At 60.4% G+C, this 23,626-nt stretch carries 23 protein-coding genes; 7 read left to right on the top strand and 16 right to left on the bottom strand.

Translation table 11 applies throughout. The features are described 5' to 3' along the window. Nucleotides 1–71: 71 nt before the first annotated feature. The 15 genes from rnhB to rpsB all read right to left on the bottom strand — a co-directional run bounded on the left by rnhB (nt 72) and on the right by rpsB (nt 14,558). Nucleotides 72–662: a ribonuclease HII gene (gene rnhB / locus O5O48_RS09640; protein ID WP_228245356.1), complete on the bottom strand. Its 591-nt coding sequence runs from the start codon at nt 660–662 to the stop codon at nt 72–74. Nucleotides 663–673: 11 nt separating this feature from the next. After that, nucleotides 674–1,855 carry a lipid-A-disaccharide synthase gene (lpxB, locus tag O5O48_RS09635; RefSeq protein ID WP_269686869.1) on the bottom strand — a complete coding sequence of 394 codons (1,182 nt, stop codon included), beginning with the start codon at nt 1,853–1,855 and terminating at the stop codon, nt 674–676. Between the two features lies 1 nt (nt 1,856). Next, nucleotides 1,857–2,633, bottom strand: coding sequence for an acyl-ACP--UDP-N-acetylglucosamine O-acyltransferase (gene lpxA, locus O5O48_RS09630; protein ID WP_088273403.1), 777 nt, complete (start codon nt 2,631–2,633; stop codon nt 1,857–1,859). Next, a complete protein-coding gene (fabZ, locus tag O5O48_RS09625; protein WP_088273402.1) occupies nt 2,630–3,067 on the bottom strand; it encodes a 3-hydroxyacyl-ACP dehydratase FabZ in 438 nt (145 codons plus the stop codon). Before fabZ ends, lpxA begins: the two co-directional genes overlap by 4 nt. A 51-nt stretch (nt 3,068–3,118) precedes the next feature. Beyond that, entirely contained in the window at nt 3,119–4,180 is a 1,062-nt protein-coding gene (gene lpxD, locus O5O48_RS09620; RefSeq protein WP_269686868.1) for a UDP-3-O-(3-hydroxymyristoyl)glucosamine N-acyltransferase, read from the bottom strand. Then, complete coding sequence (locus tag O5O48_RS09615) at nt 4,180–4,686, bottom strand: OmpH family outer membrane protein (RefSeq protein WP_088273400.1); 507 nt, start codon at nt 4,684–4,686, stop codon at nt 4,180–4,182. Before O5O48_RS09615 ends, lpxD begins: the two co-directional genes overlap by 1 nt. 44 nt (nt 4,687–4,730) lie before the next feature. Further along, nucleotides 4,731–7,082 (bottom strand): outer membrane protein assembly factor BamA, encoded by a 2,352-nt coding sequence (bamA, locus tag O5O48_RS09610; RefSeq protein WP_269686867.1) that lies wholly within the window; start codon nt 7,080–7,082, stop codon nt 4,731–4,733. Nucleotides 7,083–7,157: 75 nt separating this feature from the next. After that, nucleotides 7,158–8,519 (bottom strand): sigma E protease regulator RseP, encoded by a 1,362-nt coding sequence (gene rseP, locus O5O48_RS09605; RefSeq protein ID WP_269686866.1) that lies wholly within the window; start codon nt 8,517–8,519, stop codon nt 7,158–7,160. A gap of 36 nt (nt 8,520–8,555) precedes the next feature. Further along, nucleotides 8,556–9,743 (bottom strand): 1-deoxy-D-xylulose-5-phosphate reductoisomerase, encoded by a 1,188-nt coding sequence (gene ispC, locus O5O48_RS09600; RefSeq protein WP_269686865.1) that lies wholly within the window; start codon nt 9,741–9,743, stop codon nt 8,556–8,558. Beyond that, nucleotides 9,740–10,555 (bottom strand): phosphatidate cytidylyltransferase, encoded by an 816-nt coding sequence (locus tag O5O48_RS09595; RefSeq protein ID WP_088273397.1) that lies wholly within the window; start codon nt 10,553–10,555, stop codon nt 9,740–9,742. Before O5O48_RS09595 ends, ispC begins: the two co-directional genes overlap by 4 nt. Beyond that, on the bottom strand, nt 10,555–11,307 hold the full coding sequence (gene uppS, locus O5O48_RS09590) for a polyprenyl diphosphate synthase (RefSeq protein ID WP_088273903.1): 753 nt from the start codon (nt 11,305–11,307) through the stop codon (nt 10,555–10,557). Before uppS ends, O5O48_RS09595 begins: the two co-directional genes overlap by 1 nt. 23 nt (nt 11,308–11,330) lie before the next feature. Continuing rightward, the gene (gene frr, locus O5O48_RS09585) at nt 11,331–11,888 is read right to left on the bottom strand and encodes a ribosome recycling factor (protein ID WP_088273396.1); all 558 of its coding nucleotides are present in this window, start codon (nt 11,886–11,888) and stop codon (nt 11,331–11,333) included. A 3-nt stretch (nt 11,889–11,891) separates the two neighbouring features. Further along, nucleotides 11,892–12,626 carry a UMP kinase gene (gene pyrH / locus O5O48_RS09580; RefSeq protein WP_088273395.1) on the bottom strand — a complete coding sequence of 245 codons (735 nt, stop codon included), beginning with the start codon at nt 12,624–12,626 and terminating at the stop codon, nt 11,892–11,894. A gap of 186 nt (nt 12,627–12,812) precedes the next feature. Next, nucleotides 12,813–13,682: a translation elongation factor Ts gene (tsf, locus tag O5O48_RS09575; RefSeq protein ID WP_228245151.1), complete on the bottom strand. Its 870-nt coding sequence runs from the start codon at nt 13,680–13,682 to the stop codon at nt 12,813–12,815. Between the two features lie 138 nt (nt 13,683–13,820). Beyond that, the gene (gene rpsB / locus O5O48_RS09570) at nt 13,821–14,558 is read right to left on the bottom strand and encodes a 30S ribosomal protein S2 (protein ID WP_228245150.1); all 738 of its coding nucleotides are present in this window, start codon (nt 14,556–14,558) and stop codon (nt 13,821–13,823) included. Between the two features lie 282 nt (nt 14,559–14,840). Between rpsB and map the strand changes: the two genes are divergently transcribed. From map to dapD, 5 genes are read left to right on the top strand one after another with little or no spacing between them, the layout of a single operon-like run. After that, nucleotides 14,841–15,629, top strand: coding sequence for a type I methionyl aminopeptidase (gene map / locus O5O48_RS09565; protein WP_269686864.1), 789 nt, complete (start codon nt 14,841–14,843; stop codon nt 15,627–15,629). A gap of 52 nt (nt 15,630–15,681) precedes the next feature. Continuing rightward, nucleotides 15,682–18,381 carry a [protein-PII] uridylyltransferase gene (locus tag O5O48_RS09560; RefSeq protein ID WP_228245148.1) on the top strand — a complete coding sequence of 900 codons (2,700 nt, stop codon included), beginning with the start codon at nt 15,682–15,684 and terminating at the stop codon, nt 18,379–18,381. Nucleotides 18,382–18,390: 9 nt separating this feature from the next. Next, complete coding sequence (dapC, locus tag O5O48_RS09555) at nt 18,391–19,587, top strand: succinyldiaminopimelate transaminase (RefSeq protein WP_088273390.1); 1,197 nt, start codon at nt 18,391–18,393, stop codon at nt 19,585–19,587. 3 nt (nt 19,588–19,590) lie between these two features. Then, nucleotides 19,591–19,944 carry an ArsC family reductase gene (locus O5O48_RS09550; RefSeq protein WP_228245146.1) on the top strand — a complete coding sequence of 118 codons (354 nt, stop codon included), beginning with the start codon at nt 19,591–19,593 and terminating at the stop codon, nt 19,942–19,944. 24 nt (nt 19,945–19,968) lie between these two features. Continuing rightward, the gene (dapD, locus tag O5O48_RS09545; RefSeq protein WP_088273388.1) at nt 19,969–21,003 is read left to right on the top strand and encodes a 2,3,4,5-tetrahydropyridine-2,6-dicarboxylate N-succinyltransferase; all 1,035 of its coding nucleotides are present in this window, start codon (nt 19,969–19,971) and stop codon (nt 21,001–21,003) included. 273 nt (nt 21,004–21,276) lie between these two features. Here the strand turns inward: dapD and tcdA are convergent, their stop codons facing one another. Next, nucleotides 21,277–22,059, bottom strand: coding sequence for a tRNA cyclic N6-threonylcarbamoyladenosine(37) synthase TcdA (gene tcdA, locus O5O48_RS09540; protein WP_228245145.1), 783 nt, complete (start codon nt 22,057–22,059; stop codon nt 21,277–21,279). Nucleotides 22,060–22,169: 110 nt separating this feature from the next. Here tcdA and O5O48_RS09535 point away from each other — a divergent pair, with 110 nt between their 5' ends. Both O5O48_RS09535 and O5O48_RS09530 read left to right on the top strand, forming a co-directional pair. Next, entirely contained in the window at nt 22,170–22,673 is a 504-nt protein-coding gene (locus O5O48_RS09535; protein WP_228245144.1) for a sigma-70 family RNA polymerase sigma factor, read from the top strand. Further along, nucleotides 22,666–23,583, top strand: a complete 918-nt coding sequence (locus tag O5O48_RS09530; RefSeq protein ID WP_269686863.1) for a FecR family protein — start codon at nt 22,666–22,668, stop codon at nt 23,581–23,583. The genes O5O48_RS09535 and O5O48_RS09530 overlap by 8 nt, the downstream gene beginning before the upstream one ends. Nucleotides 23,584–23,626: the final 43 nt, after the last annotated feature.

Genomic DNA, 23,626 nt, shown 5'->3' with positions numbered 1-23,626 from the left:
AGAGAATTGTAGCGACGGGGAACTGCTGCGGCCAGTCGCAGCATACAGAACGATGTGACCGCTGCAGCCGGTTACCGTTCCAGCGCCTTGCGCACCGGCGCAAAGGAACGACGATGAATGGGTGTCGCACCCAGCTCACGCAGTGCGGCGAGGTGCACCGGCGTTGGATAGCCTTTGTGACCGGCTATGCCATACCCGGGATATTGCCTGTCCAACTCCAGCATTTCGCGATCACGTGCGACCTTGGCCAGAATCGATGCTGCCGCAATTGCCGGCACCCGGCTATCGCCCTTGATCACCGGCTCGCTGCGCATCGGCAACGCCGGACAGCGATTGCCGTCCACCAGCACCAGATCGGGGCGAACCTGCAACCCCGCTACCGCGCGCTGCATCGCCAGCATGGTAGCGTGCAGAATATTCAGCCGATCGATTTCTTCCACCTCGGCCCGGGCAATGCACCAGGCGAGCGCGCGCTCCTGAATCAGCGGAAAGAGTGCCTCTCGCCGCGCCTCGGTCAATTTCTTGGAATCATTCAGCCCTTCGATCGGACGGGCCGGATCCAGGATAACGGCCGCGGTAACCACCGCACCACAGAGCGGACCGCGCCCTACCTCATCAACCCCGGCGATCAGCTCCTCGCCCGCCGGCAATGACCAGTCCATGCTGAGCTGACTCACAGGTGTCCACGCTCGGCCATCAGGTCGGCAACCGCGTCCGCCGCGCACTGATCGGCATCACGACGCAGCATCTGATGCAGCTGCATAAAGGTCTGTTCTGTTTCGGCTCGCTCTGCGGTCGGCAGCAGGCGGGCCAGCAGCGCCTCGCCCATTGCCTCGGGCGTCGCCGCATCCTGCAGGAACTCGGGGGCCACTTCGCGCCCGGCCAGCAAATTCGGCAGCGACACATGCCCCACCTTGACCAGCCGCTTGAGGATACGGAAGGTCAGCCCCGCCATACGATAGGCCACCACCATCGGGCGCTTGAACAGCATGGCTTCGAGCGTGGCGGTACCCGAGGCGATCAATACCGCATCACAGGCAGCCAATACCTCATGAGCCTGGCCGTCGAACAGGGTCAGCGGCAACTCAAGTCCGCTCTCGGCGAGAATGGCGTCCATCTGCTGATGGCGTTCAGGACTGGCGCAGGGCATGATGAACTGCAGATCCGGCTGACGCTCAAGGCACCAGGCGGCAGTATCCAGGAACAGGCGCCCCAGCTTGCGCAGCTCACCGTTGCGGCTACCCGGCAGCAGAGCGACAACACGTCCCGCTTCCGCCAGACCCAGCGACTGCCGCGCGGCGGCACGATCCGGCTCCAGCGGGACACGGTCGGCCAGGGTGTGGCCGACGCAGCGCACCGCCACACCGTGCCGGCGGTAGACGTCTTCCTCAAAGGGAAACAGGGTGAGCATCAGATCGGTCGACTGAGCGATACCCAGAACCCGCTTCTCACGCCACGCCCAGACCGACGGGCTGACGTAGTGCACCGTGGGAATGCCCACGTCACGCAGACGCTGTTCAACCCCAAGGGTGAAGTCCGGCGCATCAATACCAATGAATACGTCCGGCCGCTCCTGCTTGAGGTAATCGACCAGCTCGCGACGGATTCTGAGCAGCTCGCGCAGACGCCCGAGCACCTCGACCAGCCCCATTACCGACAGACGCTCCATCGGCACCCGGGTCTGCATGCCCTCGGCGAGCATGCGAGGCCCTCCGATACCAATAAAACGTGCATTGGGGAAACGTTGCTTGAGCGCCGCGATCAGCCCTGCCCCCAGGGTATCGCCGGACGCCTCACCGGCAACCAGGGCAATACACAGGGGCTTGTTCGAACGCAACGGGGCGATACCTGCCATGTCAGCGGGTAATGCCGCGGGTCGACTCGTTGATGGAGGCACAGTACAGGGCAACTTCCGGGAACTGCTCGGCAGCCTCCGCCAGTTGCGCCATAGCCTCGCTGGTGGTCAGACCCTGACGGTAGACGACCTTGTAGGCACGGCGCAGCGCACTGATCAGCTCGGCGGAATAACCGCGACGACGCATGCCCTCGAAGTTCATGCCATGGGCACTGGCCGGGTTACCACCGACCATGACAAACGCCGGAATATCCTTGAACACCGCAGTATTGGCGGCGCTCATGGCAAAGGAGCCGATGTGGCAGAACTGGTGGACTGTGGTGTAGCCACCCAGAATCGCACCATCGCCCACATGTACATGACCGGCGATGGTCGCATTGTTGGCCATGATGATGTTGTCACCAACCACGCAGTCGTGGGCGACATGGACATACGCCATCAGCAGATTGTTGCTGCCAATACGGGTGATGCCCTGGTCCTGCACGGTTCCGCGATGCAGGGTGCAGCCTTCGCGGATGATGTTGTTGTCACCAATCACCAGCCGGGTAGGCTCACCCTTGTACTTCTTGTCCTGACACTCCTCGCCCACCGACGCGAACTGGAATATCCGGTTCCCGCGCCCGATGGTCGTCGGCCCCTTGATAACAACATGGGAGGCTACCTGCGTGCCGGCGCCAATCTCGACGTCGGCACCGATATAACTCCAGGGACCTACCTCGACGTCATCAGCCAGCCGTGCGGCCGGATCAACAATCGCCAGAGGGTGAATACGACTCATATCTTGCGTTCCGCACAAATGATTTCAGCTGAACAGGCTTCCTTGCCGTCAACGGTAGCACGGCAGGCAAACTTCCAGATACCACGCTTGTCACTCAGATAGCTGGCTTCCAGCTGAAGCTGATCGCCCGGCACAACCGGCTGGCGGAAGCGCAGCTTGTCGGAGCCGACAAAATAATACAGAGTGCCATCCGCCGGTTTTACGCCCATCATCTTGAAGCCGAGCAGGCCGGCGGCCTGAGCCATGGCCTCGATGATCAGCACACCGGGCATAATCGGGTGCTGGGGAAAATGACCATTGAAGAACGGCTCATTGACCGAGACGTTCTTGTAAGCACGAATGCGCTTGTTCTCAAGATCCAGCTCCTGAACCCGATCCACCAGCAGGAAGGGGTAACGGTGGGGCAGGTATTCTTTGATTTCGTTGATATCCATGTATCGCTGGCCTTGCTGAAAAGGATAAAAGCGCCCCGAACGGGGCGCCACTCAGGCGTTTGATGAGTCGGGGGACTGCCGAGTCACCTGCTCAAGCTGTTTCTCGAGCTGCTGAAGTCGCTTGGCCATACCATCAAGCTGACGGATACGCGCAGCGCTCTTCTTCCATTCGCCAGCCGGCTGCATCGCCGTACCTGAGGAATAGGCACCCGGCTCGGTGATGGAGCGGGTGACCATGGTCATGCCGCTGACGAACACATTGTCGCAGACCTCGATATGCCCGACCATGCCGACACCGCCAGCAATCATGCAGTGGCGACCGATTTTGGTGCTGCCGGAGATACCGACGCAGGCCGCCATTGCCGTGTGATCACCGACCTGCACGTTATGTGCGATCTGAATCTGGTTATCGAGCTTGACCCCGTTGCCGATCAGGGTGTCGGCCAAGGCGCCGCGGTCGATGGTGGTATTGGCACCGATTTCGACATCATCACCAATACGCACTCCGCCAATCTGGGCAATTTTCTGCCAGTGGCCAGCCTGATTGGCGAAGCCAAACCCCTCGGAGCCGATTACCGCACCCGACTGAATCACCACTCGCTCGCCAATATGAACGTCGTGGTAAAGGGTCACCCGGGGAGCGAGCCAGCCACCCGCACCGATAGTCGAACGCGCACCGACATAGCACTGCGGACTCAGGGTAACGCCGGCACCGATAACGGCCTCGGCCTCGACAACCACACCGGCGCCAATGCTGGCACTGGGATCAACCTGCGCGTTCGCTGCCACCACCGCAGTCGGGTGAATACCGGCAGCTGCTATGGGCTTGCGGTCAAAGCGGTGAGACAGGCGAGCGTAGGTCAGATAAGGGTCGGCCACCACCAGCGCATTGCCGGCAAACCCCTCGGCATCGCGCTCGGTCAGCAGGACCGCACTGGCACGGGTATCAGCCAGGTACTTGCGATACTGGGCGTTGGCCAGAAAAGCGAGTTGGCCGGGGCCGGCATCCTGCAGGGTCGCCAGGCCGAGGATTTCCGTTTGCGGGTCCCCAATAAGCTGCGCGCCGAGCTCTTCAGCCAGGCGCGCAAGGGACAAGGACAGGATTTCGGACATCAGCGGGTGCTATTCAGGCGCTCAATCACCTGACGGGTGATATCGAACTGCGGCTTCACTTCGATCACGCCACCGCGATCGAGTACCAGGTCGTAACCACCTGCGGACAGTACGCCTTCAACGGCAGCATCCAGGCGCGGACGCAGGGTTTCCAGCATCTGACGATCGGACTGGGCCTTGGCCTCATTCAGCTCACGCGACTGCAGCTGGAACTCACGTACCTTCTGACGCAGTTCAAGCTCCAGCTTTTCGAGCTCGGACTGCTCCATCTGACCGCCATCACGCTGCAGGCGCTCCTGCAAACGCTTGGCTTCAGCTTCCAGATTCTTTACGCGTTGCAGCTGCGCACCGAACTGCTTTTCGGCGTCAACCGAGTATTTCTTCGCTGCATCCGACTCCAGCAGCGCCATCTGATAATCCAGCACGGCAATCTTCATCTCGGCAGAGGCCTGGAAACTGGCCAGAGCCAGCAGGGACATCACCGCTACACGCGTAAACTTACCCACTCTAAAACTCCTGATTTCGATACCACGTTGTTATTGGTCTGACGTCAGAACGTCTGGCCGAGAGTGAACTGGAACACCTGGGCGTCGTCGGCCGAATCAGCATTCAGCGGCATGGCCAGACTGAAGCCCAAGGGGCCCAGTGCGGTCAGCCAGGACAGGCCGACACCGACACTGTAACGCAGCTCACCGAGGTCAACATCGCCACAACCGGGATTCTTGTCGCCCTCAACCGTCTTGGTCTGCGTGCACTGGGTATCGTATATGTTACCTACGTCGAAAAACAGGGCCGTGCGCAACGAACGCTGGTCTTTGACGAAGGGGGCCGGGAAGATAACTTCCGCACCGCCGGTGATCTTGATGTTACCGCCAAAGGGCAGCGAGTCCTGATCAGGGTCGTTGACATTCGGGGTACTCTTCGGACCCAGGGTGCTGTCCTCGAAGCCGCGCACAGAGCCGATACCGCCGGCGTAGTAATGCTCGTAGAACGGCATGCGGTCGGTACCGCCAAAGCCGCGACCAAAGCCCAGATCGGTGTGCAGACGCAGGGTCAGGTCTTCGGTCATCGGGAAGAAGCGCTGACCGCGATAATCCATGGTGTAGAACTGCAGATCACTGCCCGGCACGGTCACATGCCAGCTCAGGCTCTGCGAGTGGCCACGATCCGGGAATACGCCGCGATTGAGCGTGCTCTGCGACCAGGAGGCGTCGAAGAACAGGTTGGTAAAGCTGTCCCCTTCGGTATCCAGGAAATTCAGAATCTCCTGCACGGTATAGATACCGCTCTTGATGGTGTCCTGCTGGGCACTCATCCCGAAGGAGATGCGCGAGGTGTCACTGACCGGATAACCGAAGTTGAAGCCGCCACCGAAGGAGTCGACGGCGTAGCTGGTGACATCGACGTCCAGCTCATCGTAGTCGGTAGTCCGGTAGAATGCGTTGTAGCCTAGGCTCATGCCGTCAACGGTGAAGTACGGATCCAGAAAGCCGAAGGACAACGAGGTCTGATAATCGGAGCGGTTTGCCCCGACACTTACCCGGTTACCGGTACCGAAGAAGTTGTTCTGGCTGATCGAGCCACCGAGGATGATACCGGAGCTCTGGGAAAAACCGAGGCTGGCGGTTACCGAGCCGGACGGCTGCTCTTCGACGCTGTAATTGACGTCAATCAGATCGTCGGTGCCGGGTACCGGAACCGTCTCGACATTCACTTCCTTGAAGAAACCCAGGCGCTCAAGGCGGGTCTTGGACTGATCAATCAGATAGGTTGACGCCCAGCCACCCTCCATTTGCCGCATTTCGCGACGCAGCACCTGATCTTCGGTCTTGGTATTGCCACGGAAGTTGATGCGATTGACGTAGGCACGCTTGCCCGGGTCGACATAGAAGGTCACGGCAACCGTCTTGTCTTCTTCGTTGATCTCGGGAATACCGTTGACGCTGGCGAAGGTGTAACCCTCATTACCCAGTCGACGACTGATCAGGTCGGAGGTAGACGTCATCACCTGGCGGGAGAAAATCTGACCCGGTTCAATCAGCATCAGACGCTTGATCTCGTCCTCACCTACGACCAGATCACCGGACAGACGCACATCGCTGATGCTGTAGCGCTCGCCCTCGGTAATGTTGACGGTGATATAGACGTGTTTCTTGTCCGGGGTGATGGATACCTGGGTCGAAGCCACGTTCATGTTGATGTAGCCACGGTCCAGATAATAGGAGCGCAGCCGTTCCAGATCACCCGACAGCTTCTCGCGGGAATACTTGTCGTCACTGCTCAGGAACGAGAACCAGCCCGACGTCTTCAGCTCGAACAGATCAACGAGATCTTCGGTCTCGAAGACGGTGTTGCCGACAACGTTGATGTGCGAAATCGCCGCAACCGACCCCTCGTCGATGACAATCTTCAAGGCAACCCGGTTACGCGGTTCGGGAATGACCTGCGCCTCGATATCGGCAGAGTAGCGACCCTGGGATACGTACTGACGAAGCAGCTCGTTGCGCACCCCTTCCAGGGTTGCGCGCTGGAAAATCTCGCCTTCAGCCAGGCCGGCGGCGCTCAGGCCCTTGAGCAGGTCCTCGCTCTTGATCGCCTTGTTGCCTTCCAGCTCGATAGAAGAAATGGAGGGACGCTCGACCAGGTTGATCACCAGCACGTCGCCTTCGCGACCCAGCTGAATATCCTGAAAGAAGCCGGTACGGAACAGGGAGCGCGTAGCTTCGACCAGTTCCGGATCATCGACTTCGTCACCAATGTTCAGCGGCAAGGCGCTGAATACGCTGCCGGCGGAAACCCGCTGCAAACCATTGACGCGGATATCGGAGATCTGGAAGGCAGCGGCGTGAGCCCCCGGCGCCAATAGCATCGAAAAAAGCGCAGGCAATAGGTAACGTTTCATGAAATCCGTTTTGATCCAGCTGATTGAATTCTTATCTGCCATCAATGGCAGGTCGTGTTCAGGCAGTGCACTTGGTCAGCCGCCCAGGCGGCTAATATCGTTATAAATGGCAAACAGCATGACTCCGACGATCAGGCTCAAGCCGATCTGCAGTCCCCATGTCTGAATTCGCTCGGAGAGAGGCTTACCCCTGACCCACTCGGCCACGTAATACACCAGGTGACCACCATCCAGAACCGGTATCGGGAGAAGGTTCAAAACCCCCAGACTGATACTCAAGTACGCAATAAAACTGAGAAAACTTTCCAGCCCTGACTTGGCAGAGGCGCCCGCCACTTTAGCAATCGTAATCGGACCACTCAAGTTTTTTGCCGAGACCAGCCCTGTCAGCATCTTCCACAGTGAGTCCAGCGTCAGCGCTGTCATTTCCCAGGTTTTCTGCATCGCGACCGGCACAGCGACCAGAGGGTTGTAACTTATCTGGCGCTGCATGTGAGCCGGCATGTCGATCGGCTCGACGCCTGCACCAACGTATCCGACAACCACATCGTCACTTGCCTTGGGACGCGGCGTCAGCGCGATATCAACCAGGCTGCCGTTGCGCTCGACCTGTAATTGCAGGACCTGCTGCGCATTGGCCTGAATGGTCGGCACCACGTCGGTCAGCCAGTCGGATACCGGCTGACCGTCAATAGAAAGAATCAGATCGCCAGGCTGCAAACCGGCCTCGGCCGCGGCACCGTCAGGCGCAATCTGGCCGATACGCGGGGGAATTTGAGGCTGCCATCCGGTCAACCCGAGCGCCACCATTGGATCGGGCGCCTCTTCTCCCCTGAGCCAGTTATCGAGGGGTAGCTGGTAGCGCTGTTCACTGCCACCGGAAAAGGGTTTGGCAGTCACATCAATGCTGCCACTCTCACCAAGACGCCGGATCAGTTGCAGATTGATTTCTTGCCAGCTTCGTGTCGAGGTGCCATCAACGGCGGTAATTTCCAGCCCTTCGTGCATACCGGCCAATGCCGCAGGGGAACCGGCAGGGACGGGGCCAAGCACTGGCGCCACCGTGCTGAAACCGATCACCGCGACAATCCAGAAGGCGAGGATCGCGAGCAGGAAATTCGCCAGCGGACCTGCAGCCACAACCGCAATGCGCTGCTTTACCGTTTTGCGATTGAAGGCCTGATCCAGCTCGTGTTCGGCAACCGGCGCCTCGCGCTCGTCGAGCATCTTGACGTAGCCGCCCAGCGGAATGGCGGCGATGGCATATTCGGTTCCGCGCCGATCGTGCCAGCGCAGCAGCGCAGGGCCGAAACCGATCGAAAAGCGCAACACCTTGATGCCGCAGCGCCGGGCTACCCAGAAATGACCGTACTCGTGAATGGTGACCAGCAGCCCGAGAGCGACCACCGTAGCCAACAACGTAGACAGCAGCTCCATTCAGTACCTCACAGGGCGGACAAGCCACCCGATAACTTAGCTTCCGTTTGCCTCTACCCAGCTCGAGGCGTGCTCACGCGCGCTGCGATCTGCCTGCAGAATATGCTCCAGATCGCGCACCGCCTCACTGGGCAAACGGTTCAATGTGTCCTCGATGATAACAGGGATGTCCACAAAGCGAACGCGCCCTGCCAGAAAGGCTTCGACCGCCACCTCGTTGGCCGCATTCAGCACGGCGCAACTGGTGCCGCCGGCGAGAGCAGCTTCCCGGGCAAGACGCAGACAGGGAAATCGCACCGGGTCCGGGGCTTCAAAATCAAGTCGTGCGGTTGTCAGCAGATCCAGCGCACTGACACCGGAATCAATGCGCTCAGGCCACGCCAGGGCATGAGCAATGGGCGTTCGCATATCCGGGTTTCCCAGCTGAGCAAGCACGGACCCGTCGACATAATCGACCAGCGAATGCACTACGCTCTGAGGGTGCACAACCACCTCAACCTGATCCGGATGGGCCGCAAACAGCCAGCAGGCCTCAATCAACTCGAGCCCCTTGTTCATCATGCTGGCCGAGTCCACCGATATTTTCTGCCCCATCGACCAGTTCGGATGAGCACAGGCCTGCGCCGGCGTTACCTGAAGCAACTGTTCGTAGGTAAAGCTACGAAACGGCCCACCCGAAGCCGTCAACAGAATACGACGCACCCCTGCCCTGCCGAGCCCCGCCGAATAATGCTCGGGCATGCACTGAAAAATCGCATTGTGCTCACTGTCGATCGGCAGCAAGCGCGCGCCGGAGGCCTTCACAGCCTCCATGAACAATGCGCCGGACATGACCAGCGCTTCCTTGTTCGCCAGCAACACCCGCTTGCCCGCCTGGACTGCGGCCAGGGTTGGTCGAAGGCCGGCCGCGCCAACAATGGCCGCCATCACCACATCCACTGCATCATCGGCAGCAACCCGCGCCAACGCGTCGGCACCATGGAGCACTTCGGTCTGCAGCCCTTCTGCCATCAGCTCAGCCTGCAGGACATCGGCCTGAACCTCGTCAGCGACGACCGCATACTGCGGGCGATGAGCACGACACTGCGCCGCCAGCACACTCATGCGGCTATAACCGGTCAGCGCAAACACCTGATAGCGCGACGGGTGACGGGCAATCACGTCCAGCGTGCTGACACCAATCGACCCGGTAGCACCCAGAACGGTAACCTGCTGCCGGCTCACGCCAAACGGCTCCCGAGCAGCAGCCAGACCCCAACGTACAGCGGAATCGCCGCAGTCAGACTATCGATGCGATCCAGCACGCCACCATGCCCCGGCAACAGATTACTGCTGTCCTTGAGGCCGGCCTCGCGCTTGAACAGGCTTTCAGTCAGGTCGCCGACTACCGATATCAGCACCACCAGCGCCGAACCGACAAGGCCCAGCACAATCGCCTGCAGCCCCCACCCCAGATAGAGCATGGCTGCCAGTGCCAGCGACAGACTCAGCAGCAGGCCGCCGAGCAGGCCTTCACGAGTCTTGCCGGGACTGACATTGGGCAGCAACTTGGTGCGGCCAAAGGCCTTGCCGGAAAAGTAGGCGCCGATATCAGCACCAAACACCAGTACCGCAAGCCCCAGAAGCATCCACAGCCCGTGCTCCTGGGCCCGCAGCCAGACCACTCCCGCCCAGGCCGGCAACAGGATCAGCAACCCGAACAGTTGGCGCAGAAAACTGCCGCGCCACAGGCCGGCGCCGTTGGGATAGCGCAGGATCATCAGCGTCGCCATGCCCCACCAAACCAGCGCTGGCGCGACGAAGTAGATGATGGCCGGAGCGTCGCGATACAGACCGACCATGAACAGGCCGAGGGTAGCCGCATAAACAATGCGACCGCTCTGACGGCTTTCACCGCACAGCCGCATCCACTCCCAGGCAGCCAGCATGACCACCGCACCAATAAACGCCGCAAACCATGCGCCCTGCAGGCCGACAAACCCGGACACTGCAATCAGCGCCAGAATGACGCCCGTTATTACCCGTTGCTTGAGCATCAGGACTCCGCTGCGATCTGATCGCTGGTTTTGCCAAATCGGCGTTGACGACCCGCAAAATCGCACATCGCCTCGCGCAGGGCGGCATGCTTGAAATCGGGCCAGTAAAGATCGGAAAAGTACAGCTCGGCGTAGGCCAGCTGCCATAGCAGGAAGTTGCTGATGCGCTTTTCACCGCCAGTGCGAATGCACAGGTCCGGCAACGGCAGGCCCGCAGTACTGAGACGCGCCTCAATCGCCTGCTCGTCAATCGATGCCGGCGTGCGCTCACCGCGCACTGCTTCTTCCGCCAGACTTCGTGCAGCCTGGGCCATGTCCCACTGGCCACCGTAATTGGCGGCAATGACCAGCGTCAGGCGACTGCAATGGGCAGTCTGCTGCTCGGCCTCCAGCATTGCCTGCTGAAGCTCGCGGGAAAACCGGCTGCGATCACCGATGATGCGCAGGCGCACACCATTCTCGCCCAGCTTGCGAACCTCGCGGCGCAGGGCACTGAGGAACAGCTCCATGAGCGCACCGACCTCGTCGGCCGGGCGCTGCCAGTTTTCGCTGGAGAAGGCAAACAGGGTCAGCACCTCGACCCCTTCCTCGACGCAGACCTCAATCATTGCCTTTACCGCATCAACACCTGCCTTGTGCCCGGCAACGCCGGGCATCAGGCGCTTGCGCGCCCAACGGTTGTTGCCATCCATGATGATGGCAATGTGGCGAGGCACGACGGCCAGGCTACCAGCCTGCTTTTTGTTGTTCATTTGAAAGCCGGTCACTGACAGCCTCAGATGGCCATCAGATCCTTTTCTTTCACTTCCAGCGCCTTGTCGATTTCGGCGATGAACTTGTCGGTCAGCTTCTGCACCTCATCAGCGGCGCGACGCTCCTCGTCTTCGCTGATTGCCTTCTCTTTCTGCAGATCCTTGAGCTGACTCAGCGCATCGCGGCGAATGTTGCGCACGGCAACGCGACCGCCTTCAGCCTCTGCACGGGCCTGTTTGGTGTAGCCCTTGCGGGTCTCCTCGGTCAGCGCCGGCATGGGTACACGAATGGTCGTGCCGGAGGTGGCCGGGTTGAGGCCCAGATCAGAGGTCATGATCGCCTTTTCGACCGCCTGAATCATGCCCTTGTCGAACACGCTCAGAGCCAGGGTCCGCGAATCCTCAACGATGACGTTGGCAACCTGACGCAGCGGCGTATCGGAGCCGTAATAGGAGACCATGATGCTATCCAGCAGAGCCGGGTGAGCGCGACCGGTACGAATCTTGGCGAACGCGTGTTCCAGCGCCTCAACGGATTTCTTCATGCGCTCCTGCGCGTCTTGCTTGATTTCGTTGATCATTACTCAACCCTCGATCAGTGTTCCTTCGGCGCTGCCAACAACCGCATTCAGCAACGCACCAGGTTTGTTCATGTTAAACACCCGCAGGGGCATATTGTGGTCACGGATCAGGCAGATTGCCGTCAGGTCCATGACTTCCAGCTTAAGATCCAGAACCTGGTCATAGCTGAGTGTTTCGAAGCGTTCGGCGTTCGGGTCCTTCATCGGGTCGGCGTTGTAGACACCGTCCACCTTGGTTGCCTTGAGCACCAGATCGGCGTCGACCTCGATACCGCGCAAACAGGCCGCCGTATCGGTGGTGAAGAAAGGGTTACCCGTGCCGGCGGAGAATATTACCACGTCACCACCAGCGAGGTAGCGCATTGCCTTGCGGCGGTCGTAATGCTCGGTCACGCCTTCCATGGTAATGGCCGACATCACCCGAGTCTGAATGTTGGACCGCTCCAGCGAGTCGCGCATGGCCAGCGCATTCATGACGGTCGCCAGCATACCCATATGGTCGCCAGTGACCCGATCCATGCCGGCTGCGCTCAACGCAGCACCGCGGAACAGGTTGCCACCGCCAATCACCAGACCGACCTGGACGCCAATACCAATCAACTGCCCGATCTCCAGCGCCATACGGTCCAGCACCTTGGGATCAATACCGAAATCCTCGGTTCCCATCAGCGCCTCGCCGCTGAGCTTGAGAAGAATGCGCTTGTATTTGGGTTGGCGGCTACTGGGTACCTGGGCCATGTCTTAGTCTCCTGGGCTGGAAGGGAGAAATACTCAACGAGTTCCACCCAGACCATCGGGGCGCGAACTTGTTCAGTATTTCTTGAAAAAGAGGCTTCACGCCTGCGCGGGAAGCCTCTCGGATCAACCTTGTCGCCCCCACCTATGGGCAGGGGCGGTGCACCGGTCAGCGTGCACTATAGCGTATTACTGCTTGGCAGCAGCCAGCTGAGCGGCAACTTCGGCAGCAAAATCGGTCTCGGCACGCTCGATGCCCTCACCCACTTCGAAACGCACGAAGGAAACCACTTCAGCACCGGCTTTCTTGGCCAGCTCACCGACCTTGACGTCCGGATCCTTGACGAAGGGCTGCTCGATCAGGCTGCCTTCGGAAACAAACTTGTTGATACGGCCCTTGACCATGTTCTCAACAATGTTTTCCGGCTTGCCGGCGATCTTGTCAGCGTTCAGAGCCAGGAAGATTTCCTTCTCTTTGGCGATCGCTTCTTCGGATACCTGGGAGGCATCCAGGAACTGCGGGTTGCTGGCAGCAACGTGCATGGCAATATCACGGGCCAGTTCTTCGTTACCGCCATTCAGGGTAACGACAACACCGATGCGGTGACCGTGCAGGTAAGCACCAACCACATCACCTTCAACGCGGGTCAGGCGACGGATGTTGACGTTCTCACCGGTCTTGGCAACCAGAGCTTCGCGGGCCGCTTCCTGATCAGCGATCAGCGGAGCAGCGTCGGTGTAACCAGCTTCAAACGCCTTGTCCAGGCTGGCAGCAACGAATGCCTTGAAGTCATCCTGCAGAGCCAGGAAGTCGGTCTGGGAGTTGACTTCGATGATGACTGCGGACTTGTTGTCGGCAGCAACCTTGACGGCGATGGAGCCTTCAGCGGCGATATTGCCTGCTTTTTTGGCTGCCTTGATGGCGCCGGAAGCGCGCATGTCGTCAATCGCCTTCTCGATATCACCTTCAGCGGCAACCAGAGCCTTTTTGCACTCCATCATGCCCTGACCGGTACGCTCGCGCAGTTCTTTGACCAGTGCTGCAGTAACTTCTGCCATGGATTCTTCCTCACATAACTGGATTAGTTCCTGCTTCCGATAATCAGCAGGAAGCAACGAATCATCTTGCGATAAACACATTGCAAAAAGGGGGCATCGCCCCCTTTTTGCTACGGCAACAATTCAGCCGTAAGCACCTCAGCCCTCAGAGGCTTCCGGAGCAGCTTCTTCGACGAACTCGTCAGCAGCGCCGGCGTTGCCCTTGCCACGCAATACTGCGTCAGCCATGGCAGCAGCGTACAGCTTGATGGCGCGGATTGCGTCGTCGTTACCCGGGATAACGAAGTCAACGCCATCCGGGCTGCTGTTGGTATCAACGATGCCGATAACCGGAATACCCAGCTTGTTGGCTTCGGTGATGGCAATGCGCTCGTGCTCGACGTCGATGACGAACAGGGCATCGGGCAGGCCGCCCATATCCTTGATACCACCCAGGCTGCGATCCAGTTTTTCCAGATCGCGCGAGCGCATCAGCGCTTCTTTCTTGGTCAGCTTGGCGAAGGTGCCGTCCTGAGACTGAGTCTCCAGGTCGCGCAGACGCTTGATGGACTGACGGATGGTCTTGTAGTTGGTCAGCATGCCGCCGAGCCAACGGTGATCAACATAGGGCTGACCAGCACGTGATGCTTCTTCAGCAATGATCTTGCTGGCAGCGCGCTTGGTGCCGACGAACAGGATCTTGTTCTTGCCGGCAGCCTGCTTTTCCACAAAGCTCAGGGCTTCATGGAACATCGGCATGGTCTTTTCCAGGTTGATGATGTGAATCTTGTTGCGAGCGCCGAAAATGTACTTGCCCATTTTCGGGTTCCAGTAACGGGTCTGGTGGCCGAAGTGCGCACCGGCCTTCAGCATGTCGCGCATAGAGACTTGGGTCATGATAACTCCAGTAAGTCGGGTTGGGCCTCCACGCATCCCAGCATCCAACCCCGAAGGGCACCCAGGATACCGTGTCGATACGTGTGCGGTTTTAAGGTAAATGCCGAGCGAGCTCGATGACTCTTTTCTCAGCGGGGCGCTTTATACCATATCGACCACACTGAATAAAGCATTGCCGTCATGCAGACGACGCACGGCCGGCTCAACAGGCGCGCGCAGGTCTGATAGAATCCCTTGCTTTTCCAACGTCGCCAGCCGGCGCCCAATCAAGAGAGTCCTGCCATGACCGTTACCATCAAGACCGCTGAAGACATTGCCGGCATGCGGGTTGCCGGCCGCCTCGCGGCAGAGGTTCTGGAAATGATCGGCGAGTACGTCAAACCGGGCGTCACCACCGACGAACTCAACACCATCTGCCACGACTACATCGTCAACGTCCAGAAGGCCATTCCAGCGCCGCTCAATTACGGCGGTGCTCCGGGCCGCATGCCCTTCCCCAAATCCATCTGCACCTCCATCAACCACGTCGTCTGCCATGGCATTCCGAATGACAAGCCACTGAAGAACGGCGATGCGCTGAATATCGACGTTACCGTCATCAAGGATGGGTACCACGGCGACACCAGCAAGATGTTCATGGTCGGCGAAGTGCCGGAGTGGGTCGAGCGCCTGAGCCGTGTTACCCAGGAATGCATGTATAAGGGTATCTCGGTAGTGCGCCCCGGCGCCCGTCTGGGTGACATCGGCGCGGTGATTCAGGAACACGCCCATGCCAACCGCTACAGCGTGGTGCGCGAGTACTGTGGCCATGGTATCGGCAAGGTATTCCACGAAGAGCCGCAGATTCTGCACTACGGCCGCGCCGGCACCGGCATGGAGCTGGTCGAAGGGATGACCTTTACCATTGAGCCGATGATCAACCAGGGCCGCCCGGAAACCCGCCTGCTGGGCGATAACTGGACCGCCATCACCAAGGACCGCAAGCTGTCGGCACAGTGGGAGCACACCATTCTGGTAACGGCGGATGGTTACGAGGTGCTGACCCTGCGCAGCGAAGAGACCTTCAGCTGACCGGCGACTGATTCGCTGTCCGGCCAACCCGACCTGCCGAGGAACTGAGATGATGGATGACGCACTTTTCGATCCCGGCCAGTTTCAGGCCGAGCTGGCCCTCAAGAGCAGCCCGATAGCGGCCTTCAAGAAGGCCATTCGCCAGGCCGACGCGCTGATTGCCCAGCGCTTCGAGGAAGGGCGCGACATTCACCAGCTGATCCATGAGCGCGCCTGGTTTACCGACCAGATCCTGCAACAGGCGTGGGCCAGACTACCCTGCGCCAACGATCCCGGTATCGCGTTACTGGCAGTCGGCGGCTACGGCCGCGGGGAACTGCATCCGCACTCGGATATCGACCTTCTTATCCTGCTGCGTGGCGACGCAGAGCCCTTTCGCGAGTCGATCGAAGCCTTCCTGATGCTGCTCTGGGATATCGGTCTGGAAGTGGGCCAGAGCGTGCGCAGCATCGAAGAGTGTCAGCATGAAGCCCGCGCCGACATCACCGTCATTACCAACCTGATGGAGTCGCGCACCCTGGCGGGCGACGAGGCGCTGCGCCAGGACATGATGCAGGCGATCGACACCAGCCACATGTGGACCGACGCCGAGTTCTTCCGCGCCAAGCGCGCCGAGCAGCACGCCCGCCACGCCAAGTTCAATGACACCGAGTACAACCTCGAACCCAACGTCAAAAGCTCGCCGGGTGGTCTGCGCGACATCCAGACCATCGCCTGGGTCGCCCTGCGCCACTTCGGCACCAATGACCTGAGCGAGCTGGTCCAGCAAGGCTTTCTGAACGAACCCGAGTACCGCATCCTCGACTCCGGGCGCGCCTTCCTCTGGAAGGTGCGCTTTGCCCTGCATACCCTGTCGGGCCGCGCCGAAGACCGCCTGCTGTTCGACCACCAGCGCGCCCTGGCCAAGCTGCTCGGCTACGAAGGCACCGACAGCAAGCTGGCGGTCGAGCGTTTCATGCAGAAGTACTATCGGGTGGTGATGTCCCTGTCGGAGCTGAACGACCTGCTGATGCAGCACTTCGAGGAAATCTTGCTGCGTGATGCCGAAGCGGCCGACATTCGCCCACTCAACAGCCGCTTCCAGGTACGCAACCATTACATCGAGGTCACCAACCCGAATGTGTTCAAGCGTACCCCGTTCGCGATTCTGGAAATCTTCCTGCTGATGGCCCAGCACCCGGAAATCCGCGGGGTGCGCGCCGACACCATCCGCCTGCTGCGCGACCATCGCCACCTGATTGATGACGACTTCCGCAGCGACATCCGCAACACCAGCCTGTTTATCGAACTGTTCCGCTGCAAGGAAGGCATCCACCGCAACCTGCGCCGAATGAACCGCTATGGCATCCTCGGCCGCTACCTGCCGGAGTTCGGCAAGATCGTCGGCCAGATGCAGCACGACCTGTTTCACATATATACGGTCGATGCGCACACCCTGAATCTGATCAAGCACCTGCGCAAACTGAACCGCCCCGAATACCAGGACAAGTACCCCCTGGCCTGGCGTATCTTCTGCCGTCTGCCCAAGCCGGATCTGCTTTACATGGCGGGGCTTTATCACGATATCGCCAAGGGCCGCGGCGGTGACCATTCGGAACTCGGCGCAGTCGATGCCCAGCAGTTCTGCACCCGCCACCACCTGCCGGCCTGGGACACCCACCTGGTCAGCTGGCTGGTCGAGAACCACCTGCTGATGTCCACTACTGCCCAGCGCAAGGACATTTCCGACCCACTGGAGATCCACGACTTCGCTACCAAGGTCGGCAATCAGGTACGGCTCGACTACCTCTATGTGCTGACCATCGCCGACATCAACGCGACCAACCCGACGCTGTGGAACTCCTGGCGCGCGTCCCTGCTGCGCCAGCTGTATACCGAGACCAAGCGCGCCCTGCGCCGCGGCTTGGACAATCCGCCGGATCGCGAAGAGCACATCCGCCAGACCCAGCAGGCCGCGCTCGATATCCTGGTACGCAACGGCATCGAGGAGGAGGATGCCGAAGACCTCTGGTCCGAGCTGGGCGACGACTATTTCCTGCGTCACACCGCCAGCGATGTGGCCTGGCACACCGAGGCGATCGTCCAGCACAACGACCGCCACGGCCCACTGGTACTGATCAAGGAAACCGCCCAACGCGAATTCGAGGGCGCGACCCAGATCTTCATCTATACCCCGGAACAGAACGACCTGTTTGCGGCGACAGTGTCAGCGATGGATCAGCTCAACCTGAGCATTCAGGATGCGCGCATCATCACTTCGACCAGCCAGTTCAGCCTGGACACCTACATCGTGCTTGACTCTGACGGCGGCTCCATCGGCGAGAACCCCGAACGCATCCGCCAGATCAAGCAGGGGCTGGTTGACGCCCTGTCCGACCCGGATGCCTACCCAAGCATCATTCAGCGCCGCGTGCCGCGTCAGCTCAAGCACTTTGCCTTTGCACCCGAGGTCACCATTTTCAACGACCCGAGCGGCCTGCATACCATTCTGGAATTGAGCGCACCGGACCGGCCCGGCCTGCTAGCGCGCATGGGCCGCATCTTCCTCGACTTCGACATCAGCGTGCAGAACGCCAAGATCGTTACCCTGGGCGAGCGCGTGGACGACGTATTCGTCATCACCGACGCCAACAACCAGGCGCTGTCCGACCCGCAACTGTGCGAACGTCTGCAGCAGACCATTATCGACACACTCAGCAGTACCCAGCCGACCGGCCAGGAGTACAGCAGCCCCATTGCCATCGGCCCCTGAGGACACCGCATGAATCACGACCTGCAGCGCCTGCAGCCCTACCCTTTTGAAAAGCTGCGCGCCCTGATCGCCGACGTCACCCCGAACCCGGCACTGCGCCCGATCTCGCTGTCAATCGGCGAGCCCAAGCACCCGTCTCCGCCCTTCGTGCTGCAGGCACTGGCCGACAACCTCAACCAGGCAGCGGTCTACCCGACGACCCAGGGTAAGCCCGAGCTGCGCCAGAGCATCGCCGAGTGGCTGACAAAACGCTTTGCACTGAAACACGGCAGCCTGGATATCAACGGCAACATCATCCCGGTCAACGGCACCCGTGAAGCGCTGTTCTCCTTTACCCAGGCACTGATCGCCCGCGATCCGCAGGGGCTGGTGGTCAGCCCCAACCCCTTCTATCAGATCTATGAAGGCGCGGCGTTTCTGGCTGGTGTGGAGCCGCACTACCTGGCCTGCGACGGCAGCAATGGCTTTATCCCGGATTTCGGCGCCGTCCCGGCCGACATCTGGCAGCGCTGTCAGCTGCTGTTTATCTGCACACCCGGCAACCCGACCGGTGCGGTGATTCCGCTGGACACCCTGCAGCAATTGATCAAGCTGGCCGACCAGTACGACTTTGTGATCGCCTCGGACGAGTGCTACAGCGAAATCTACGCCCCGGACGGCCCCGCGCCGGTCGGTCTGCTGCAGGCCTGCGCCGCCATGGGCCGTGACGACTACGCCCGCTGCGTGGTATTCCACAGCCTGTCCAAGCGCTCCAACCTGCCGGGCCTGCGCTCGGGCTTCGTCGCCGGCGACGCCAGCCTGCTCAAGCCGTACCTGACCTATCGCACCTACCACGGCTGCGCGATGCCGATTCACAGCCAGATCGCCAGCATCGCCGCGTGGCAGGATGAGGCGCACGTTGCCGACAACCGCGCCCAGTATCAGGCCAAGTTCGACGCTGTTCTCGCCATTCTCGCCGACGTGATGGAGGTCGAGCGCCCGGACGCCGGTTTCTACCTGTGGCCCAAGACACCCATCGACGACGAGACCTTCACTACCCGACTGCTGGCCGAGCAGAATGTTGCCGTGGTGCCCGGACGTTACCTGTCACGGGAAATTGATGGTTATAATCCCGGCGCCGGACGGGTCCGCATGGCGCTGGTCGCCCCGCTGGACGAGTGTATTGAAGCTGCCGAACGCATCCGCGACTTCATCAGGAGCCTGTAAGCCATGATTACCCTGTACGGCATCAAGGCCTGCGACACCATGAAAAAGGCCCGCACCTGGCTCGACGAGCACGGTGTCGACTACCAGTTTCACGACTACAAGACACAAGGCATTGACGCCGAGCGGCTGCATGCATGGTGCACCGAACACGGTTGGGAAATCATCCTCAACCGCAAGGGCACTACCTTCCGCAAGCTTGACGACGCGGACAAGGAAAACATCGATACAGACAAGGCGGTTGCGCTGATGCAAGCCAACCCCTCAATGATAAAAAGACCGGTACTGGATATCGGCTCGCAGCGCCTGGTCGGCTTCAAGCCGGAGTGGTACGCCAGCGCGTTTGAATCCAATGCATAGCACTAGCATCAAAGGAACCGCCCCATGAGTGAATGTTTCAGTCTGGCCTTTGGCATCGGCACCCAGAACAGCGCAGGTGAGTGGCTGGAGGTGTTCTATCCGCAGCCCCTGCTCAACCCCGGCAACGCCCTGGTCGACGTGGTCAAGGCCGAGCTTGGTTATGCCGAAGGCAATCAGGCAATCGGTTTCGCCGCCAGCCAATGCGGCGCACTGAGCCAGGCACTGAATGCGGCCGGTTTCAGCGAGCAGGCCGCCCTGGTCGCGCAGATGGCCGACAGCAGCCGTCCGCTGGTCGCGACCGTACTGGCCAGCGACGAGGCACCCAGCTCGACCCCGGAAGCCTACCTCAAGCTGCACCTGCTCTCGCATCGCCTGGTCAAGCCGCACGGCGTGGTACTGGCCGGCATCTTCCCGCTGCTGCCGAACGTTGCCTGGACCACCCAGGGCGCGATCGACATCAGCGAACTGCCGCAGCGTCAGATGGCTGCCCGCATGAAGGGTGAGTCGCTGGTCGTGCACAGCATCGACAAGTTCCCGTCGATGACCGACTACGTGGTTCCGGCCGGCATCCGCATCGCCGACACCGCGCGCGTGCGCTTGGGCGCCTACGTGGGCGAAGGCACCACCGTGATGCACGAAGGCTTTATCAACTTCAACGCCGGTACCGCAGGCACCAGCATGGTTGAAGGCCGTATTTCTGCTGGCGTGTTCGTTGGCAAAGGTTCCGATCTGGGCGGCGGCTGCTCCACCATGGGCACCCTGTCCGGTGGTGGCAACATCGTCATCTCCGTTGGCGAAGGCTGCCTGATCGGCGCCAACGCCGGTATCGGTATCCCGCTGGGCGACCGCTGCACCGTTGAAGCCGGTCTGTACATCACTGCCGGTATCAAGGTGGCACTGCTGGACGACGCGGACAATCTGGTCGAAATCGTCAAGGCGCGCGACCTGGCCAACCAGTCCGACCTGCTGTTCCGTCGTAACTCGCAGACGGGCGCCATCGAGTGCAAGACCAACAAGAGCGCGATCCAGCTGAACGATATGCTGCACGCCCACAACTAATCGCCTCCGGCGATCAGTTGTGGGAGCTGTAAGCGGCAAGCCATAAGCTTGAAGCAGCTCGGTGAGAGGCCCGTGCCGGTGACCGGTTCGGGCCTTTTTTATAGCTACAAGCCTCAAGCGGCAAGCGACAAGCCAAAAGCGCTTTGTGGTTTCAGGCTTACCCCGCCGCGCTTGCAGGTTATAGCGCTGATAACTCCCGTCACTCGAACTGCTTGTAGCTTGCCGCTTGAGGCTTGAGGCTTGAGGCTTGCGGCTTGCTGCTCGCTTGCTGCGCTAGCGCAGCAAGCGCTGCACCGCCTGCGCCGCAGCTACCATGCCGAAGGTAGCGGTAACCATGGTGACGGCGCCGAAGCCGCCGGAGCAGTCCAGGCGCACGCCCTCACCGACGAAGGATTTCTGGGTGCAGACGCTGCCGTCGGGTTTGGGGTAGCGCAATTGCTCTTTCGAGTAGACGCAGGGCACGCCGAAGCTGCGCTTGCTGTCGGCACGGGGGAAGTTGTGGTCCCGGCGCAGCAGTGAGCGGGCCTTGGCGGCCAGCGGGTCGTTGACGGTCTTGGACAGGTCCGCGACGGTAATCTGTGTCGGGTCGATCTGCCCGCCGGCACCGCCGGTGGTGATCACCGGAATCTTGCGGCGGCGGCACCAGGCAATCAGCGCCACCTTGGCGTTGACGCTGTCGATGCAGTCGACAACGCAATCGATGTCATCGGTTATCAGCTCGGCCAGATTGCTGGGCGTGACAAAATCCATCACCGGGCGCACGTCGCACTCCGGGCTGATCGCCCGCAGACGCTCAGCCATCACCTCAACCTTGGGCCTGCCCACCTGGCCGTCCAGCGCGTGCAGCTGGCGGTTGACGTTGCTGACGCAGACCTCGTCCAAGTCGATCAGGCTGATGCGGCCGATCCCGGTACGTGCCAGCGCCTCGGCGACCCAACTGCCGACCCCACCAATCCCGACGACCACCACATGACTGGCCGCCAGACGCGCAAGCGCATCGGTACCATACAAACGGCCAATTCCGGCAAAACGGGGGTCTTCGGTAATCATGGGCATCCTCCTGCGGCGCGACAGTATACGGTAAGCGGCAAAATACCGACCCTCAATTATTGATAATAATTATCATTTGCGAAAAAATACCCACTTCGCCATCACTGAAACGCAACATGAAATCGGGTCCTCCCCTACTGGAACTCTACCTTCGCCATCGCACCGCGCTGATCGATTACGCCCAGCCGATCGTCCACAGCCGTGCCCAGGCAGAAGACATCGTGCAAGAAGCCTGGCTGCGCTTCAGCCGCCAGAGCAGCACACCGCGCATCGATAACCCGGTCGCCTATCTGTATCGCATCGTTCGTAATCTCGCAGTCGACTGCAGCCGACGCCAGCAGATCGAAAACACTCAGCCGGATGGCGATGCCCTGCTCGACAGTCTGCCCTCGGCACTCGGCCAACCGGAAGCGATTACCCAGCATCAGGACACATTAAAACGAATCGAGGCGGGCCTGAACTCCCTGCCAGAACGCACCCGCCGCGCCTTCCTCTTGCACCGCGTGCATGGACTCCGCTTCAAAGAGATCGCTGCAGAACTGAGCATATCCACCACCCTCGCCCACCAGCTGGTGCATACTGCACTGCTTCATTGCATGCAGCAGGTCAACGATGACTGAGCCATACGCAAAAGACAGCCCAGATGCCGCCGCCGCCGACTGGCTCCTGCGACAACAGCAGGTTCCGGACGACCCTGCGCTGGATGCTGAGCTACAGCAGTGGCTGCAGCAAGACCCAAGCCACTGGCGGTCATGGCAACGCGCTCAGCAAGTCTGGCAGCTTACGGCAAGCCTCACGCCGCTGCCGCGGACAAACAAACCCAGACAACGCCGCTGGCGTTATCCGTCAGCACTTGCGGCCAGCGTTCTGCTGTCCACAGTCATCGGTCATAGTCTGCTACACAAGCACCCGCAATATCGCAGCGATAACCAACCCGAGCAGATTACTCTGAACGACGGCACCCGCGTATTTATGGATGCTGGCACCGAGCTGGATGTCAGCATGGCCAACGACAGCCGCCATCTCGATCTGCACAAGGGCCGAGTGTTCCTGCAAGTCAGCCCAGACGCCAGCCGCCCGTTTCAAGTGTTCACGGATGATCTGACCGTCACCGTCACCGGCACCGCCTTTCTGGTAGATACCGATAGCAGGCGAAGTGCTGTTCAGGTTCGCGAGGGGCAAGTCCGGGTTGCCTACTCGGACGGTCCAGAGGTTGTGCTCAATGCAGGCCAGCAGCTTGCAGCCAATGACTGCCGGAACGACTGCATCAGCGCGGTCGACAGCACACACATTGCCGAGTGGCAAACCGGTTACCTGACAGTTCAGGACCAACCACTGACCAGCGTGCTGGTGGAACTGGGCCGATATCGATCCGGATACCTGTGGCTGCGCAGCCCGGAGCTTGCCCAGAAGCGGGTCACAGGCCGCTTCAAACTAGACACTCCGGATGCAGCCTTACGTGCCGTTTTAGGCCCCTACAATGCCCGCATCAACAGCATTTCACCCTGGTTGACCATCATCAGCGACTAATTTTCCTCGCGTTGCTGAAAAAACGCGGCACTCACACGTCATA

The organism is Halopseudomonas sp. MFKK-1 (genome assembly GCF_027474385.1).
GTDB classification, from domain to species: domain Bacteria; phylum Pseudomonadota; class Gammaproteobacteria; order Pseudomonadales; family Pseudomonadaceae; genus Halopseudomonas; species Halopseudomonas aestusnigri.
The sequence above is the reverse complement of the archived record's forward strand: the minus strand, read 5'-3'. Positions and strand labels throughout refer to the sequence as shown.

Coding starts and splice junctions, on each gene's coding strand:
- dapD (WP_088273388.1), top strand. CDS start 19,969: ATGAGTGAATGTTTCAGTCTGGCCTTTGGCATCGGCACCCAGAACAGC.
- pyrH (WP_088273395.1), bottom strand. CDS start 12,626: ATGGCCCAGGTACCCAGTAGCCGCCAACCCAAATACAAGCGCATTCTT.
- lpxD (WP_269686868.1), bottom strand. CDS start 4,180: ATGTCCGAAATCCTGTCCTTGTCCCTTGCGCGCCTGGCTGAAGAGCTC.
- uppS (WP_088273903.1), bottom strand. CDS start 11,307: ATGAACAACAAAAAGCAGGCTGGTAGCCTGGCCGTCGTGCCTCGCCAC.
- rseP (WP_269686866.1), bottom strand. CDS start 8,519: ATGGAGCTGCTGTCTACGTTGTTGGCTACGGTGGTCGCTCTCGGGCTG.
- O5O48_RS09530 (WP_269686863.1), top strand. CDS start 22,666: ATGACTGAGCCATACGCAAAAGACAGCCCAGATGCCGCCGCCGCCGAC.
- rnhB (WP_228245356.1), bottom strand. CDS start 662: ATGGACTGGTCATTGCCGGCGGGCGAGGAGCTGATCGCCGGGGTTGAT.
- dapC (WP_088273390.1), top strand. CDS start 18,391: ATGAATCACGACCTGCAGCGCCTGCAGCCCTACCCTTTTGAAAAGCTG.
- tcdA (WP_228245145.1), bottom strand. CDS start 22,059: ATGCCCATGATTACCGAAGACCCCCGTTTTGCCGGAATTGGCCGTTTG.
- fabZ (WP_088273402.1), bottom strand. CDS start 3,067: ATGGATATCAACGAAATCAAAGAATACCTGCCCCACCGTTACCCCTTC.
- lpxA (WP_088273403.1), bottom strand. CDS start 2,633: ATGAGTCGTATTCACCCTCTGGCGATTGTTGATCCGGCCGCACGGCTG.
- lpxB (WP_269686869.1), bottom strand. CDS start 1,855: ATGGCAGGTATCGCCCCGTTGCGTTCGAACAAGCCCCTGTGTATTGCC.
- O5O48_RS09550 (WP_228245146.1), top strand. CDS start 19,591: ATGATTACCCTGTACGGCATCAAGGCCTGCGACACCATGAAAAAGGCC.
- O5O48_RS09595 (WP_088273397.1), bottom strand. CDS start 10,555: ATGCTCAAGCAACGGGTAATAACGGGCGTCATTCTGGCGCTGATTGCA.
- O5O48_RS09535 (WP_228245144.1), top strand. CDS start 22,170: ATGAAATCGGGTCCTCCCCTACTGGAACTCTACCTTCGCCATCGCACC.
- map (WP_269686864.1), top strand. CDS start 14,841: ATGACCGTTACCATCAAGACCGCTGAAGACATTGCCGGCATGCGGGTT.
- tsf (WP_228245151.1), bottom strand. CDS start 13,682: ATGGCAGAAGTTACTGCAGCACTGGTCAAAGAACTGCGCGAGCGTACC.
- O5O48_RS09560 (WP_228245148.1), top strand. CDS start 15,682: ATGGATGACGCACTTTTCGATCCCGGCCAGTTTCAGGCCGAGCTGGCC.
- frr (WP_088273396.1), bottom strand. CDS start 11,888: ATGATCAACGAAATCAAGCAAGACGCGCAGGAGCGCATGAAGAAATCC.
- bamA (WP_269686867.1), bottom strand. CDS start 7,082: ATGAAACGTTACCTATTGCCTGCGCTTTTTTCGATGCTATTGGCGCCG.
- rpsB (WP_228245150.1), bottom strand. CDS start 14,558: ATGACCCAAGTCTCTATGCGCGACATGCTGAAGGCCGGTGCGCACTTC.